The organism is Streptococcus pseudopneumoniae (assembly GCF_001068775.1).
GTDB lineage: Bacteria > Bacillota > Bacilli > Lactobacillales > Streptococcaceae > Streptococcus > Streptococcus pseudopneumoniae_N.
In genome coordinates, this window is the sequence record NZ_JWAJ01000063.1 from 1 (window position 1) to 15349 (window position 15349).

13 protein-coding genes are annotated in these 15349 nt (G+C 37.7%); 12 read left to right on the forward strand and 1 reads right to left on the reverse strand.

From position 1 onward, the window contains the following. Positions 1–224: 224 nt before the first annotated feature. From ADF68_RS02085 to ADF68_RS02140, 12 genes are all read left to right on the forward strand, one after another. Positions 225–878: a uracil-DNA glycosylase gene (locus ADF68_RS02085; RefSeq protein ID WP_049548445.1), complete on the forward strand. Its 654-nt coding sequence runs from the start codon at positions 225–227 to the stop codon at positions 876–878. 9 nt (positions 879–887) lie between these two features. After that, the gene (locus tag ADF68_RS02090) at positions 888–1352 is read left to right on the forward strand and encodes an NUDIX hydrolase (RefSeq protein ID WP_001135775.1); all 465 of its coding nucleotides are present in this window, start codon (positions 888–890) and stop codon (positions 1350–1352) included. A 12-nt stretch (positions 1353–1364) separates the two neighbouring features. Further along, positions 1365–2636 carry a dihydroorotase gene (locus ADF68_RS02095; protein ID WP_049548446.1) on the forward strand — a complete coding sequence of 424 codons (1272 nt, stop codon included), beginning with the start codon at positions 1365–1367 and terminating at the stop codon, positions 2634–2636. A 10-nt stretch (positions 2637–2646) separates the two neighbouring features. Continuing rightward, complete coding sequence (locus ADF68_RS02100) at positions 2647–2907, forward strand: hypothetical protein (RefSeq protein ID WP_049548447.1); 261 nt, start codon at positions 2647–2649, stop codon at positions 2905–2907. 11 nt (positions 2908–2918) lie between these two features. Beyond that, complete coding sequence (locus tag ADF68_RS02105) at positions 2919–4259, forward strand: MATE family efflux transporter (protein ID WP_049548448.1); 1341 nt, start codon at positions 2919–2921, stop codon at positions 4257–4259. A 180-nt stretch (positions 4260–4439) separates the two neighbouring features. Beyond that, complete coding sequence (locus tag ADF68_RS02110) at positions 4440–5408, forward strand: thiamine pyrophosphate-dependent dehydrogenase E1 component subunit alpha (protein WP_036757432.1); 969 nt, start codon at positions 4440–4442, stop codon at positions 5406–5408. 16 nt (positions 5409–5424) lie between these two features. Continuing rightward, a complete protein-coding gene (locus ADF68_RS02115; RefSeq protein WP_049548449.1) occupies positions 5425–6417 on the forward strand; it encodes an alpha-ketoacid dehydrogenase subunit beta in 993 nt (330 codons plus the stop codon). Between the two features lie 326 nt (positions 6418–6743). Further along, a complete protein-coding gene (locus ADF68_RS02120; protein WP_049548450.1) occupies positions 6744–7787 on the forward strand; it encodes a dihydrolipoamide acetyltransferase in 1044 nt (347 codons plus the stop codon). A gap of 45 nt (positions 7788–7832) precedes the next feature. Next, positions 7833–9536, forward strand: coding sequence for a dihydrolipoyl dehydrogenase (gene lpdA, locus ADF68_RS02125; protein ID WP_049548451.1), 1704 nt, complete (start codon positions 7833–7835; stop codon positions 9534–9536). Positions 9537–9594: 58 nt separating this feature from the next. Further along, on the forward strand, positions 9595–10584 hold the full coding sequence (locus ADF68_RS02130; RefSeq protein WP_049529672.1) for a lipoate--protein ligase: 990 nt from the start codon (positions 9595–9597) through the stop codon (positions 10582–10584). 613 nt (positions 10585–11197) lie between these two features. Then, positions 11198–12406 carry a hypothetical protein gene (locus ADF68_RS02135; RefSeq protein WP_049548452.1) on the forward strand — a complete coding sequence of 403 codons (1209 nt, stop codon included), beginning with the start codon at positions 11198–11200 and terminating at the stop codon, positions 12404–12406. Then, on the forward strand, positions 12403–13575 hold the full coding sequence (locus ADF68_RS02140) for an AAA family ATPase (protein WP_049548453.1): 1173 nt from the start codon (positions 12403–12405) through the stop codon (positions 13573–13575). The genes ADF68_RS02135 and ADF68_RS02140 overlap by 4 nt, the downstream gene beginning before the upstream one ends. 151 nt (positions 13576–13726) lie before the next feature. On the opposite strand, the gene xerS is transcribed toward ADF68_RS02140, so the two are convergent. Then, complete coding sequence (gene xerS / locus ADF68_RS02145; protein WP_049548454.1) at positions 13727–14797, reverse strand: tyrosine recombinase XerS; 1071 nt, start codon at positions 14795–14797, stop codon at positions 13727–13729. Positions 14798–15349 lie beyond the last annotated feature (552 nt).

Sequence of the window (15349 nt, forward strand, 5' to 3'; positions counted from 1 at the left end):
TTTTTAAAAATTATTTTGACTTTCCTAATCGATTTGTTCATATCTTATTTCAATCCACTATATAATAATAGTTTTTGAAATGACTAGCTATCTTTCAAATTGGAGGACTTGCTGTAGTCTTGAATCTTTATAAAATTTATCAACACGTTTATAGATACTGTAAAAAGTGGTTTAGATAGCCACTTTTTGCTATAATAGAGGCAGTATAAACGAAGGAGTTGGCTATGGAACACTCGTCTTGGCATGCTTTAATTAAGGAGCAATTACCGGAAGGTTATTTTGGGAAAATCAATCACTTTATGGAGCAGGTTTATGCTCAAGGAACTGTATATCCTCCTAAAGAAAAGGTTTTTCAGGCTCTTATAACAACTCCTCTGGAAGAGGTTAAGGTTGTTATCCTTGGTCAAGATCCTTATCATGGACCTGGTCAAGCTCAGGGTTTGAGTTTTTCAGTTCCAGATGCTATTCCAGCACCTCCTTCTTTGCAAAATATCTTGAAAGAACTTGCTGATGATATTGGTCTAAAAGCTTCACATGATTTGACTTCTTGGGCAGAGCAGGGGGTCTTGCTTCTCAATGCTTGCTTGACGGTTCCTGCTGGTCAAGCAAATGGTCATGCTGGGCAGATATGGGAACCTTTTACAGATGCTGTAATCAAGGTTGTCAATAATCTTGATAGACCCGTAGTTTTTGTACTTTGGGGTGCTTATGCACGTAAGAAAAAGTCCTTGGTTACAAATCCTCAGCACTTGATTATCGAATCAGCCCACCCAAGTCCTCTTTCAGTTTACAGAGGATTTTGGGGGTCAAAACCATTTTCAAAAGCAAATGCATTCTTAAAAGAAAGTGGACAAGAGCCAATCGATTGGCTTAGATAAGGAGAAAATATGCCTCAGTTAGCGACGATTTGCTACATTGATAATGGAAAAGAACTGCTCATGCTTCATCGCAATAAAAAGCCTAATGATGTCCATGAAGGAAAATGGATCGGTGTAGGTGGAAAGTTAGAGCGTGGAGAAACTCCACAAGAATGTGCGGCCCGCGAGATTTTAGAAGAAACAGGATTGAAGGCTAAGCCAGTTCTTAAAGGTGTAATCACCTTTCCTGAGTTCACACCAGACTTAGACTGGTACACTTATGTGTTTAAGGTGACGGAGTTTGAGGGTGAATTGATTGACTGTAATGAAGGGACTTTAGAATGGGTTCCTTATGATGAGGTTTTGAGCAAACCAACCTGGGAAGGAGACCACACCTTCGTAGAGTGGCTTTTAGAAGATAAACCATTCTTTTCAGCAAAGTTTGTTTATGATGGTGATAAGTTATTGGATACCCAAGTGGATTTCTACGAATAAAGGAGAAAGCAGATGTTACTAATTAAAAATGGTCGAGTAATGGATCCTAAGTCTGGTTTGGATCAAGTGTGTGATGTCTTGATTGAAGACGGTAAAATTGTCAAAATTGCACCACAAATTAGTGAAAAAGATGCAGAGGTCATTGATGCAACTGGTCTTGTAGTTGCACCCGGTTTGGTGGATATCCATGTTCATTTCCGTGAACCTGGTCAAACTCATAAAGAAGACATTCATACAGGAGCACTAGCAGCAGCTGCAGGTGGATTTACAACTGTCGTTATGATGGCTAATACTAATCCAACTATTTCTGATGTAGTGACCCTGCAGGAAGTTCTTCAATCTGCGGCAAAGGAAAAGATCAACGTTAAATCTGTAGCAACGATTACCAAAAACTTTAATGGTCAAGACATAACTGACTTTAAAGCTCTTTTAGATGCTGGTGCAGTTGGATTTTCTGATGACGGGATTCCTCTTGAAAGCAGTAAAGTGGTCAAGGAAGCCATGGAAGATGCTAAAAAGTTAAACACCTTTATCAGTTTGCACGAAGAAGATCCTGGACTGAATGGTACGCTAGGTTTTAATGAAAACATCGCTAAAGAACATTTCCATATCTGCGGTGCTACCGGGGTTGCTGAGTATGCTATGATTGCACGTGATGTTATGATTGCCTATGCAACCAAAGCCCATGTCCACATTCAGCACTTGTCTAAAGAAGAGAGTGTCAAAGTTGTCGAGTTTGCTCAGGGTCTAGGTGCTCAGGTAACATCAGAAGTAGCACCGCAACATTTCTCTAAAACTGAAGCTCTTCTCTTGACCCAAGGAAGCAATGCAAAAATGAATCCACCTTTACGATTAGAGTCAGACCGCCTTGCTGTTATCGAAGGTCTTAAGTCAGGAGTTATTTCTGTCATTGCAACTGACCACGCGCCTCACCATGCTGATGAAAAGAATGTCGAGGATATCACTAAAGCTCCTTCAGGTATGACCGGACTTGAAACTTCCTTGTCACTTGGTTTAACTTACTTAGTAGAAGCTGGCGAGTTGAGCTTGATGCAGTTATTAGAAAAAATGACAGTAAACCCTGCCAAATTGTATAATTTTGAAGCGGGTTATTTGGCTGAAAATGGACCTGCAGACATTACCATTTTTGACGCTAAGGTAGACCGTATTATAGGATCACATTTTGCTTCTAAAGCATCTAACTCACCATTTATCGGTGAAGAGTTAAAAGGGCAGGTCAAATACACCATCTGTAAGGGCCAAATCGTTTATCAAGTAGAGTAGGAGCTTGAGGATGAATTATTTTCGTAAACTTAGAGATAGAAAACGAAAGGCTTGCCACGGAGTGTTTTGTCCTGCTGCCAACCGTACTAAACTTCAATATGAAACCAAGGAAAAAGCCGACCACGCCGTAGACTATGATAATGGTGGATTGGTTAGGAGCTATTATTGCGACACTTGTAATTGTTGGCATACGACATCAAAAGCTAGTAATCCAACATTAAGCTTGAAAAAATACGGCTTAAAGCTTTTTGGCTTGGATGAAAAGGAGTAGAAAGAGAAGGTATGTACTCAACTCAACATCTCAAAGATAAAATTATCTTATTTTTAAAAATATTCTTTCCGATATTGATTTACCAATTTGCTAATTATTCGGCCTCCTTTGTTGATACAACAATGACGGGTCAGTATAACACACTGGATCTGGCAGGAGTTTCCATAGCTACAAGCTTATGGAATCCTTTTTTCACCTTTCTGACAGGGATTGTATCAGCCTTAGTACCTATTATCGGACACCATTTGGGCCAAGGACAGAAGAAAGAGGTTGCTTCAGATTTTTATCAATTTATTTATCTATCTTTAGCCTTATCCCTTATTCTTTTTGTACTAGTCTTCTTTTTAGTACCAGTTATTTTGGGATATATGGGATTAGAGACAGCTGTAGCAAGTGTAGCAACCCGTTATTTATGGCTACTAGCTATTGGTATTATCCCGCTCTTACTTTTCAGTGTGATACGTTCTCTACTTGACACACTCGGATTAACAAAATTATCTATGTATCTCATGCTTCTCTTGCTTCCTTTTAATAGTGGTTTCAACTATGTATTGATTTATGGAGCATTTGGAGTACCTGAACTTGGAGGCGCAGGTGCAGGTCTTGGTACCTCACTTGCCTACTGGGTTTTGTTATTGATTTCTATCTTAGTCTTGTTAAAGCATAAAAAGCTTAAGGAATATCATCTAGAAGTACCAATGCCCTTGCGAATAGAAAAAATCAAAGAAGCAATTCGTCTCGGGTTACCAATTGGGGGTACTGTCTTTGCGGAAGTAGCCATTTTTTCAGCAGTGGGATTGATTATGGCAAAGTTTTCATCTTTGATAATAGCAAGTCATCAATCTGCCATGAACTTTTCGTCTCTCATGTACGCCTTTCCTATGAGCATCTCAACAGCCATGGCTATTGTTGTTTCCTACGAAGTAGGGGCTAGACGCTTAAACGATGCTAAGCAATACATACATATTGGACGTTTAACAGCTATGGTATTTGCGATTTTGACACTTGGTTTCCTTTATATCTATCGTGAAAATGTTGCTAGTCTCTATGGTCAAGATCCAGAGTTCATTCAACTGACAGCTTCTTTTATGACCTATAGTTTGTTTTTCCAATTAGCTGATACCTTCGCAGCACCCTTGCAAGGAATTTTACGTGGCTACAAGGATACGGTTGTTCCCTTCTATCTTGGACTTCTTGGATACTGGGGCGTAGCTATTCCACTGGGAATAGTCTTAGATTACTGGACAGGATTAGGCGCCTATTCTTATTGGATTGGTTTAATTGTTAGTCTGGTGATTAGTGGTATACTTTATCAGTGGCGTTTACAAGTTATTATGAAAACAATCAAATAATTTGATGAAAAAAACTGGAAAAACTGTTTGTGAAATAGTTGTTTTATGTAAAGAAAAGTCTTGATTTCATTGGCTTTTCTTTTTTTACATTGTGAAAAATTATCAAGCATAATCTTTGACTCTAGTTAACCTATCAGTTAGAATAGAACTATAAGAAATTAAACTTAGAAAGGCAAGATTATGTCAACTTTAGATAAAAATCTTTTGCTTGAGATGTTCCGTAAGATGGAAGAAATTCGTCGTATGGATTTAAAAATTGCTCAATTAGTAAAAAAAGGTAAAGTGCCAGGTATGACGCACTTTTCTGTTGGTGAGGAAGCTGCAAACGTTGGGGCTATGTTAGCTCTAAACGAAGACGACCTCATAACATCGAACCACCGTGGTCACGGACAAGCCATTGCTAAAGGAATCGACCTCAATGGTATGATGGCTGAGATCCTTGGTAAATATACGGGAACTTGTAAAGGTAAAGGTGGATCTATGCACATCGCCGACCTTGATGCAGGTAACCTTGGTGCCAACGGTATTGTTGGTGGTGGTATGGGAATCGCAGTAGGGGCTGCCCTTACTCAACAAATGAAAAACACTGGTAAAATCGTTGTCTGCTTCTTTGGTGATGGAGCGACTAATGAAGGTGTATTCCACGAAGCTGTTAATATGGCTTCAATTTGGAATCTTCCGGTAATTTTCTACTGTATCAATAACGGTTATGGAATCTCTGCCGATATTAAGAAAATGACTAATGTCAAGCATATCCATGAGCGTAGTGCTGCTTACGGTATTCCTGGAATGTTTATCGAAGACGGTAACAATGTTATCGATGTCTACGAAGGATTTAAAAAAGCAGTTGACCATGTTCGTTCTGGTAAAGGTCCTGTCTTGATCGAAAGTGTAACCTATCGTTGGCTTGGTCACTCATCATCAGACCCTGGTAAATATCGTACACGTGAAGAAGTCGATGAGTGGAAGGAAAAAGATCCAATCGAAAATCTTCGCAAGTACCTTGTTGAGAACAAGATTGCAAGTGCAGAAGAACTTGAAGAAATTCAAGCGCAAGTTAAGGAAGCAGTGGAAGCATCTGTTAAGTTTGCAGAAGAAAGTCCATTCCCTCCACTAGAATCAGCTTTTGAAGATATTTACGCAGACTAAGGAGAGGTAGAGAAATATGGAAACTAAATTAATGTCTTTCCGCGATACCATTATCCTTGCAATGTCTGAGGAAATGCGTCGCGACGAAAATGTGCTTTTGATGGGTGAAGATGTCGGAGTTTTTGGTGGAGACTTTGGTACATCTGTAGGTATGCTTGAAGAATTTGGACCAGAACGTGTTCGTGACTGTCCGATTTCTGAAGCTGCTATCTCAGGTGCAGCTGCTGGTGCAGCCATGACAGGACTTCGTCCAATCGTTGACATGACTTTCATGGACTTTTCTGTTATTGCCATGGATAATATCGTCAACCAAGCAGCTAAAACTCGTTACATGTTTGGCGGTAAAGGTCAAGTGCCGATTACAATCCGCTGTGCCGCTGGTAACGGAGTAGGTTCTGCAGCTCAGCACTCACAATCATTGGAATCTTGGTTCACTCACATCCCTGGATTGAAGGTTGTTGCTCCAGGTACACCAGCTGATATGAAGGGGCTTCTTAAGTCTTCTATCCGTGACAACAACCCTGTTATCATTCTTGAATACAAATCAGAATTCAACCAAAAAGGTGAAGTACCAGTAGATCCTGACTATACAATTCCGCTTGGTGTTGGTGAAATTAAACGTGAAGGAACTGATGTAACTGTCGTAACATACGGTAAAATGCTACGACGTGTTATGCAAGCAGCTGAAGAATTAGCAGAAGAAGGGATCTCAGTAGAGGTGGTTGACCCACGTACTTTGGTTCCACTTGATAAAGAGATTATTATTAACTCTGTCAAGAAAACAGGAAAAGTAGTTCTCGTCAATGATGCCCACAAGACAAGTGGTTTTATCGGTGAAATTTCAGCTATTATCTCAGAATCAGAAGCATTCGATTATTTAGATGCACCTATTCGCCGTTGTGCAGGGGAAGATGTACCGATGCCTTACGCACAAAATCTTGAAAATGCAATGATTCCAACAGTTGAAAGCATCAAAGATGCCATCCGTAAAACTCATAACAAACAATAATACATAAAATAAATTATGTAGAAAATTAATTAGACGAGAAGCTTTGTATCTTTTAGGTGCAGAGTTCTCTTCGTCCTTGATATCTTAGATTAGAGCACGGGCTAAAAGCTCGGAAAAAAGATAAATCTCCTTGACTTCATCGAAGTCTGCGTTGATTTCCTATTTTTCGGTCGCTTTTAAACGCCCTTAGTATCTTATAATTGAATTCGGACGGAGGTCTGCGAAAAAAAGATAGATTTCCTTGTGTTCATGGAACACATCGTCAATCTCCTATTTTTTCATTGCCCTCTTCGTCCTTAATATCTTGTAATAGAATAGGAGAGGTCATGGCTGATGATAAGCTAAGAGCGACTCCTGCAGCTAGAAAATTAGCGGATGATTTAGGAATTAATCTCTACGATATTTCTGGCTCAGGCGCAAACGGTCGTGTCCACAAAGAAGACGTGGAAACATTTAAAGACACTAATGTGGTTCGCATTTCACCACTTGCAAAACGAATTGCCCTTGAACATAACATTGCATGGCAAGAAATTCAAGGAACTGGTCATCGTGGCAAGATTATGAAGAAGGATGTTTTAGCTTTCCTTCCGGAAAATATTGAAAACGATACGATTAAATCACCTGCTCAAATCGAGAAAGTGGAAGAAGTTCCAGATAATGTAACACCTTACGGTGAAATAGAACGTATCCCGATGACACCGATGCGTAAGGTTATCGCTCAACGTATGGTTGAATCATACTTGACTGCACCAACCTTCACGCTTAACTACGATGTCGATATGTCTGAAATGCTTGCCCTTCGTAAGAAAGTCCTTGATCCAATCATGGAAGCAACTGGTAAGAAAATCACTGTTACAGACTTGCTTTCACTTGCAGTTGTTAAGACGCTTATGAAACACCCGTACATTAACGCTTCATTAACGGAAGATGGTAAGACAATTATCACTCACAACTATGTCAACCTTGCGATGGCTGTTGGAATGGATAATGGTTTGATGACGCCAGTTGTTTATAATGCTGAAAAAATGAGTTTGTCTGAGTTGGTAGTTGCCTTCAAAGATGTTATCGGACGTACTTTGGATGGTAAACTAGCTCCTAGCGAATTGCAAAATTCAACCTTCACAATCAGTAATTTGGGAATGTTTGGTGTTCAGTCCTTTGGTCCGATTATTAACCAACCCAACTCAGCTATCCTTGGTGTGAGTTCGACAATTGAGAAGCCAGTTGTCGTCAATGGTGAAATTGTGATTCGCCCAATCATGAGTCTTGGTTTAACCATTGACCACCGTGTCGTAGATGGTATGGCTGGTGCTAAGTTTATGAAGGACTTGAAAGAATTGATTGAAAATCCAATCTCAATGTTGATTTAAGAACAAGAGTATTTATTTTTAAGATATAGATAAAGGAAGGAAGACATGGCCTTAGAAGTAATTATGCCAAAAGCCGGCGTGGATATGACAGAAGGACAAATCGTCCAATGGAATAAAAAAGTCGGAGAATTTGTAAAAGAAGGAGAAATCCTTTTGGAAATCATGACTGATAAAGTCAGTATGGAATTGGAAGCCGAAGAAGATGGGTACTTGATTGCTATCCTAAAAGGAGATGGCGAAACAGTCCCTGTAACGGAAGTTATCGGTTACCTCGGAGAAGAAGGGGAAAATATCCCAACAGCTGGAGTAGCTGCACCAGAAGCTAGCCCAGCACCTGCAGCAAGTGCTTCAAATGATGATGGTAAGAGCGATGATGCTTTTGATATCGTTGTGATTGGTGGAGGTCCTGCTGGTTATGTTGCAGCCATTAAAGCTGCCCAACTCGGTGGTAAGGTTGCCCTTGTTGAGAAATCTGAACTCGGTGGAACCTGCTTGAACCGTGGCTGTATCCCAACCAAGACCTACCTTCATAACGCTGAAATTATCGAAAACATCGGTCATGCCGCAAATCGTGGTATCGTAATCGAAAATCCTAACTTCACTGTTGATATGGAAAAACTTTTAGAAACAAAATCTAAAGTTGTCAATACTCTTGTTGGTGGTGTTGCAGGGCTTCTTCGTAGCTATGGAGTTGATGTTCATAAAGGTATCGGTACTATTACTAAAGATAAGAATGTCTTGGTAAATGGTTCTGAATTGCTTGAAACTAAGAAGATCATCCTTGCTGGTGGTTCAAAAGTAAGCAAAATCAACGTTCCTGGTATGGAATCATCTCTTGTGATGACTAGTGATGACATCCTTGAAATGAATGAAGTACCAGAAAGCCTCGTTATCATTGGTGGTGGAGTTGTCGGTATCGAGCTTGGCCAAGCATTCATGACATTTGGTTCAAAAGTTACTGTTATCGAAATGATGGATCGCATTGTTCCAGCAATGGATGCTGAAGTATCTAAAAACCTTCGCTTGATTCTTGAGCGCAAAGGTATGACTATCTTGACAGGTACTAAACTTCAAGAAATCATTGAAGAAGATGGCAAACTCCGTATCAAAGTTGAAGGAAAAGATGATATCATCGCAAATAAAGCCCTTCTTTCAATCGGTCGTGTTCCAGACCTTGAAGGTATCGGAGATGTTGAATTTGAATTAGACCGTGGCCGTATTAAGGTTAACGAATACATGGAAACTTCTGTTCCAGGTATCTATGCACCAGGTGATATCAACGGTACTAAGATGTTGGCTCACGCTGCCTTCCGTATGGGTGAAGTTGCTGCTGAAAATGCTCTTAAAGGAAATCACCATGTTGCTAAATTGAACTTGACTCCTGCAGCTATTTACACACTTCCAGAAGTAGCAGCAGTTGGTTTGACAGAAGAACAAGCTCGTGAGAAATATGATGTCCAAATCGGTAAATTCAACTTTGCCGCAAACGGACGTGCAATTGCATCAGATGCTGCTCAAGGATTTGTTAAAGTCATTGCAGACAAGAAATATGGTGAAATCCTTGGTGTTCATATCATTGGTCCTGCTGCTGCAGAGTTGATCAATGAAGCGTCAAGCATCATCGAAATGGAAATCACTGTTGAAGAAATGCTTAAGACAATCCACGGACACCCAACATACTCTGAAGTTATGTACGAAGCATTTGCTGATGTTCTTGGAATGGCTATCCATTCACCTAAGAAAAAATAAAAATAGATAGACTAGACTGGAATTATTTTCCAGTCTCTATCGTATTAGAAGGTATCTTATGAAATACATTATCAATCATTCAAACGACACTGCCTTTAATATTGCTTTAGAGGAGTACGCTTTTAAGCATCTTCTTGATGAAGATCAAATCTTCCTTCTTTGGATCAACAAACCATCTATCATTGTAGGTCGTCACCAAAATACCATCGAAGAAATTAACCGTGACTATGTACGCGAAAACGGTATTGAAGTAGTCCGTCGGATCAGTGGTGGTGGAGCTGTTTACCATGATTTGAACAACCTTAACTATACCATCATTTCAAAAGAAGATGAAAACAAGGCCTTTGACTTCAAGAGCTTCTCTACTCCAGTTATCAATACCTTGGCTGAACTTGGTGTTAAAGCTGAATTTACAGGCCGTAACGACTTAGAAATAGACGGTAAGAAATTCTGTGGAAATGCACAAGCCTATATCAATGGCCGTATCATGCACCATGGTTGTCTTCTCTTTGACGTGGATTTGTCAGTCCTAGCTAACGCACTTAAAGTGTCTAAAGATAAGTTTGAATCAAAAGGGGTTAAATCAGTCCGTGCTCGAGTAACTAATATTATCGATGAGTTGCCAGAAAAGATCACTGTTGAAGAATTCCGTGATTTACTCTTGGAATACATGAAAAAAGAATATCCTGAAATGACAGAATATGTATTTTCAGATGAAGAATTGGCTGAAATCAATCGTATTAAAGATACTAAGTTTGGAACTTGGGATTGGAACTATGGGAAATCACCTGAATACAATGTCCGTCGTGGCACAAAATTCCCAAGCGGTAAAGTTGAAATCTTTGCTAACGTTATCGAGTCAAAAATTCAAGATATCAAGATTTACGGTGACTTTTTCGGTATCGAAGATGTTGCAGCAGTAGAAGACGTCCTTCGTGGTGTCAAATACGAACGTGAAGACGTTCTTAAAGCCCTACAAACCATAAACCTAGGTCGTTACTTCGCAGGAATTACTGCAGAAGAAATTGCTGAGGCTGTGGTGGAATAAAAATAAAGAAGTTGGTTTTAGGTAAGCAGTCTTGTCTATGGGATTAAGTGAGTAGAACAAATCTACTCACTTTTTTTCATTATTCAAACTAAAACTCCTCCTCCTCATACTCTATGCTTTTAGACCGATCCAATCGAAAAAAATACTCTTCAGCTCGTTCGAGATTTAAAAATTTACAAGCTCCATCTTTATTCAAAGGAATTTTTGTTTCAAATATTGATTTCGAAAACATATCTTCAGGAACATAATCGTGAATTTCACCAAAAGTAGTTAATTGGCATGTTTCGATTTTAGATCGTTTAGACTATTGCTCATTCTGACTTTCTGGACTATGTCTAAAATTTTTCATTGCCAACTCCTTTACTTTTATTTTTGTCTGTCTGATGATAACTCTGAATATCTAAAGAGTCAAGTGTAAAATCCAGAAAAATAAAAATAGCGACCAAAATCGCTATTTAAGGGGGTATAGGTATTTATTATTTTGACTACTGGGTGACTGGTTGCCTTGGACTGATCTCTGATATATGGTATAATAGAAAAATAAAAACTGCTAATCAATGATCTTCTTGTAAGAGAGAGACAAAAGAGTGATTAAGAAAGTTGGAGGTGTTTGTTGGTAAAGAAATTTTTCTTAGACATAAATTATCGTAGGGTAACCACCTATACATTAGTTACATATACAATCCTTGGTTGTTTGTTTAAAATTAATATATTACAGCCGTATTCTGGATATAAGATGATTTTTGCTGTAGTGGCAATATTGTCCTTTTACTTTTTAATAAATGAGAAGAAGGATGATTTTTTATTTGTAACCATATTGTATGTACTGCTCCAGCCCGTATTGGATTGTCTAATTCCCATAGCTAATATCGATTTAAATGTACTACTAATGGCTATTGCCATATTGAGTGCTGTGAGTTGGCGGATAGATTCTATCAATAAAATTAATACAGAAGCAGACAATTCTCAATCAAGTATAGACTATTTCAACTTAGTGTATCTGAATTCGGCTAAGTCTTATGAGATTGCTACCCTAATCGATGATACTATCAAGACAACTATTCAGAAAGAAAATAGCAATATAATAAGTCGTAAAAACTCTTTTAAAATTGGAATGAGGAATAGTTTTTACTCAGGATATGAAAATGACAACGAATTAACTGCAGAAAGCAAAATCAATGAGAGTTTTGAAGTTAAAAGTACTAAATCTACGATTTTTAGAAAAGTCTATGAAATGTCTAAAAATTTTCAAGCTGAGAACCTGGAGCAAGGAGATTTAATAAAATTTGACAGTGTGGCTCTTAATCCCGTAAACGCACAAGATATTCCACTTATATTGCAGGTATTACAGGCTAGCAAGTTGGATAATCCTAGCACCGAGGGAATCGAATTAAATATGTCAAATCTACTTTCTACTTTTTTGACTGACTATACGATTGATTATAGCTTCCAACAAGATGGTGAAGAATTCTTGGTTCGTTTCCCTTATGGAGATGTTGAAGGTTTTGAGAATGGATATAGACATAGCGATTTTCAACTTGGAAAACTTAGCTTAGTTGGAATAGATAGAGGCAAGGTTGATTTTTCAGAAGTGGATACCATATCAACAAGATTTTTAGAGTTTATGAGTAAGCAAGCCAAGAAGAATAATGTGATAAAAAATGTAAAAGATATTATCCCAAAATCCTCATTATCTGAAAAGAGCGATAAATCAGGGGCGGAATTCGAAATAGATTTCAAGTATGAAAAATTAAAAGGAACATACCATTTGATAGATGTGATTGCTGTCGTTCAGAAAATCAATGTGGAGAGTGAATCGTGATTTATTTATATGATGTTGCAAGAATAGATGATTTAAAAAAACGCTTCTCAGAAAGTAAAAAGATTGATATCACTCGTATTTTATCTCACGATTTCTCTAATTTGAGTGAAATAGAGGATATATGCAAGGAATTTGACACTGTAAAAGGATTAGTTATAGATTTATCTGCCTTGATGAATTTAAATGCCTACAATAGCCAGTATATAGGTCGGCTTTTCTTTTTGTTAAGTAAAGTACCTATCTCCCTTATTTTTTGGCTAAATAAGTTAAAATATGAAAGTGTACTAAAAGAGTTGCCACTTCTATTTGAAGATGAAGAAATAAATGAAGATTTTGCTAATCCAGAAGTTCAAAATTTTAATCCTGATGATGTCATGAAAGATAGGAGCAATACTGAATTTAGAAATAAAATACAGGAGGCTGCCAGCAAGCTAATCGGTCATGATTTATTTAAGGAAGATTTTGTACAGAAGTATGCAAACTTTATACTACTCGAAAAAATAGGAGTTAGAAAGATTTTTTCTGTGTTTTTAATTGGTGAATCTGGAATAGGTAAGACAGAATTTGCTAAGATTTTATCAAAGTCGCTCTATCCAGATGAGGAGCTTATCAAAATTAATTTTGGAAACTACTCGACAGAAGGAGTGTTGAATAGTTTAATAGGTTCTCCACTCGGATATGTTGGAAGCGATGAGGGTGGTGAGCTTATTATAAAAATTAATTCATCAAAATCTAGAGTTATTCTTATTGATGAATTCGAAAAAGCAACACCAGCTGTATTTAATTTCTTTTATGAGCTACTGGAAGATGGTAAATTTACGGATAGACATGGTGTTGCTCACAATCTTAATGGATATACTATTGTATTTACTTCAAATATGACTTCTGAACATTATATTCAGTATATTCCAGCTCCACTGAGGTCTCGGTTTGATTTACTTAGTGATTTTCAAATTCCCAACCTTGACGAAAAACGACTATTTATCCAAGAACAAGCAAATAATTTGGTAGATAAGCTTAATTCTATCAAAGAAGGAACCTATGCAATTGATGACGAACTAACGGAAAAAATTATGAGATTCTCAGAAGAAAATAATCTTCGTCACATAAAACGCCTTGTTCAGGATACAATTGCGGAAGATTTCAGAAGAAGATATGAAGGAGAATGAGTTCCGCATTTTTGGGGTGAGTCAAAATAAAAATCATGGAACCGTGATTTTTTAAGGTTATAGGCTTTTGCTAATTTGAACTGCTGGGTGACTGATTACTTATCCAGCTTCTTTTGTACAATAACATTCTACATAATTTATGTTATGTATTTTACAGACTATCCAAGGCATTTTTCTGTTCATCATTGACAATATGGGTATACAAGTCAGTAACTTGTGTGCTGGCATGTCCCAGTTGATGGCTTACCAAAACCTGTGATTTGGTTGCATCATAGAGACGTGTTGCAAGCGTATGGCGTAGTTTGTGGGGAGTTACCCGAACTTTGAAGTCTTCCGAATACTTAGCTACCATCTTTTCAACACTAGAAGCATCGATACGGTTTGGAACCCCTCGATACAAGGTTAAGAAGAGAGCTGTATCCTTTTTTTCTGTCTTATATCGTTTGTCTCGAATAGCAAGATATTGCTCTAAATAAGGCTTAGCAAATGCAGCAACATTGACCGAGTCTCTTTTTCCGCCTTTTCGAGTGACGTCAATCACCATCATCTTAAGATTGAGGTCTCGAAGATCTAGGTTAACTGCTTCAGAAAGACGGACACCAGAGGCAAGAAGGAGTGCGATAATCGCTAAATCTCGCTCCTTATTCTTGTTAAAGGACGATAAGGCTCGATTTGAGAGAGTTTTAGGGTATTCCTGGTCGATATAGTTAAGGAAACCTTCTGTTTCATTGCCTAAAAAGAGTTTTTGCTTGATATTCTCAGCTCGTGCAGCTAAAGTTTCTTTCTTTTTCTTGGTAGCAACCTTCTTCATAACATTGCGATAGAAATAAGGTTCTCCTTGTTCGTTTTCAACTTCCTCAGTCAAATACTTATAAAGACTAGAAAGTGCAGAAATGGTACGGTTAATGGTTGTTTGAGATACACCATTTTTCGTCGTATTGGCATTGAGTAGTGGACGTTCACGTAAGTAAAGAATAAAAGATTCCATGTCTTTCTTGGTCATGTGCTCCAGAACGTCTAAGGGAATATTAGACATGGTATCAGCATCCGATATACCAGATTCCAAGACCCAGGTGAAAAATCGATCGTATTCCTTTAAGTATTCATATAAGGTCGTAAAACTATATGGAACGGCCAGTTTTGATTGGTAATATTCTAAGACGTACCAAGGCATGACTTGTTTGAGTTTATCAATCCGTTCTAATAAGATCTCGCGTTTCATGTTTTTCTCCAAATCTTTCTATACTAGTAGTATAGCATACCCAACTATATTTTTCAAGAAAATTATAGTTTTTCGGAAAGATGTTGCAGGGGAGATTTAGGAATGTTCAAATATAGTACGTAACCAAAAATTTTTTAGAGTTAATTATCCTTAATTATGTACTTTATTTAAGTGAAAACTAAAATTTTTTTCAATTATCCATAATCCAAAAAGGATAAACCATTTTCAGCTCCAAAATACACTTTAATCAAAAACCGACGTAAAAAATCCCTAGAAGACAACAGTCCTCTAGGGATTTAGTGTATTCTTGAGCTATTTATTCAACAATTTGATTATATTACATGTGTCAAAAATATCTCTTTATTTATTTTTTAAAACATGTTGTATATAAGAATTGAAACAATAGAAAAGATTAATAAGAGGATTAAGAGGATTAAGAGGATTAAGAGGATTAACAAGATAAAAATAATTACTTTTTTCATGATTTATTAGACTTCCTGCGAAACAAAATATGATACAATAAAACTATGAATTATGAATCAAGTAAACTAT

Coding starts and splice junctions, on each gene's coding strand:
- ADF68_RS02130 (WP_049529672.1), top strand. CDS start 9,595: ATGAAATACATTATCAATCATTCAAACGACACTGCCTTTAATATTGCT.
- ADF68_RS02085 (WP_049548445.1), top strand. CDS start 225: ATGGAACACTCGTCTTGGCATGCTTTAATTAAGGAGCAATTACCGGAA.
- ADF68_RS02110 (WP_036757432.1), top strand. CDS start 4,440: ATGTCAACTTTAGATAAAAATCTTTTGCTTGAGATGTTCCGTAAGATG.
- ADF68_RS02095 (WP_049548446.1), top strand. CDS start 1,365: ATGTTACTAATTAAAAATGGTCGAGTAATGGATCCTAAGTCTGGTTTG.
- ADF68_RS02100 (WP_049548447.1), top strand. CDS start 2,647: ATGAATTATTTTCGTAAACTTAGAGATAGAAAACGAAAGGCTTGCCAC.
- ADF68_RS02120 (WP_049548450.1), top strand. CDS start 6,744: ATGGCTGATGATAAGCTAAGAGCGACTCCTGCAGCTAGAAAATTAGCG.
- xerS (WP_049548454.1), bottom strand. CDS start 14,797: ATGAAACGCGAGATCTTATTAGAACGGATTGATAAACTCAAACAAGTC.
- ADF68_RS02090 (WP_001135775.1), top strand. CDS start 888: ATGCCTCAGTTAGCGACGATTTGCTACATTGATAATGGAAAAGAACTG.
- lpdA (WP_049548451.1), top strand. CDS start 7,833: ATGGCCTTAGAAGTAATTATGCCAAAAGCCGGCGTGGATATGACAGAA.
- ADF68_RS02115 (WP_049548449.1), top strand. CDS start 5,425: ATGGAAACTAAATTAATGTCTTTCCGCGATACCATTATCCTTGCAATG.
- ADF68_RS02105 (WP_049548448.1), top strand. CDS start 2,919: ATGTACTCAACTCAACATCTCAAAGATAAAATTATCTTATTTTTAAAA.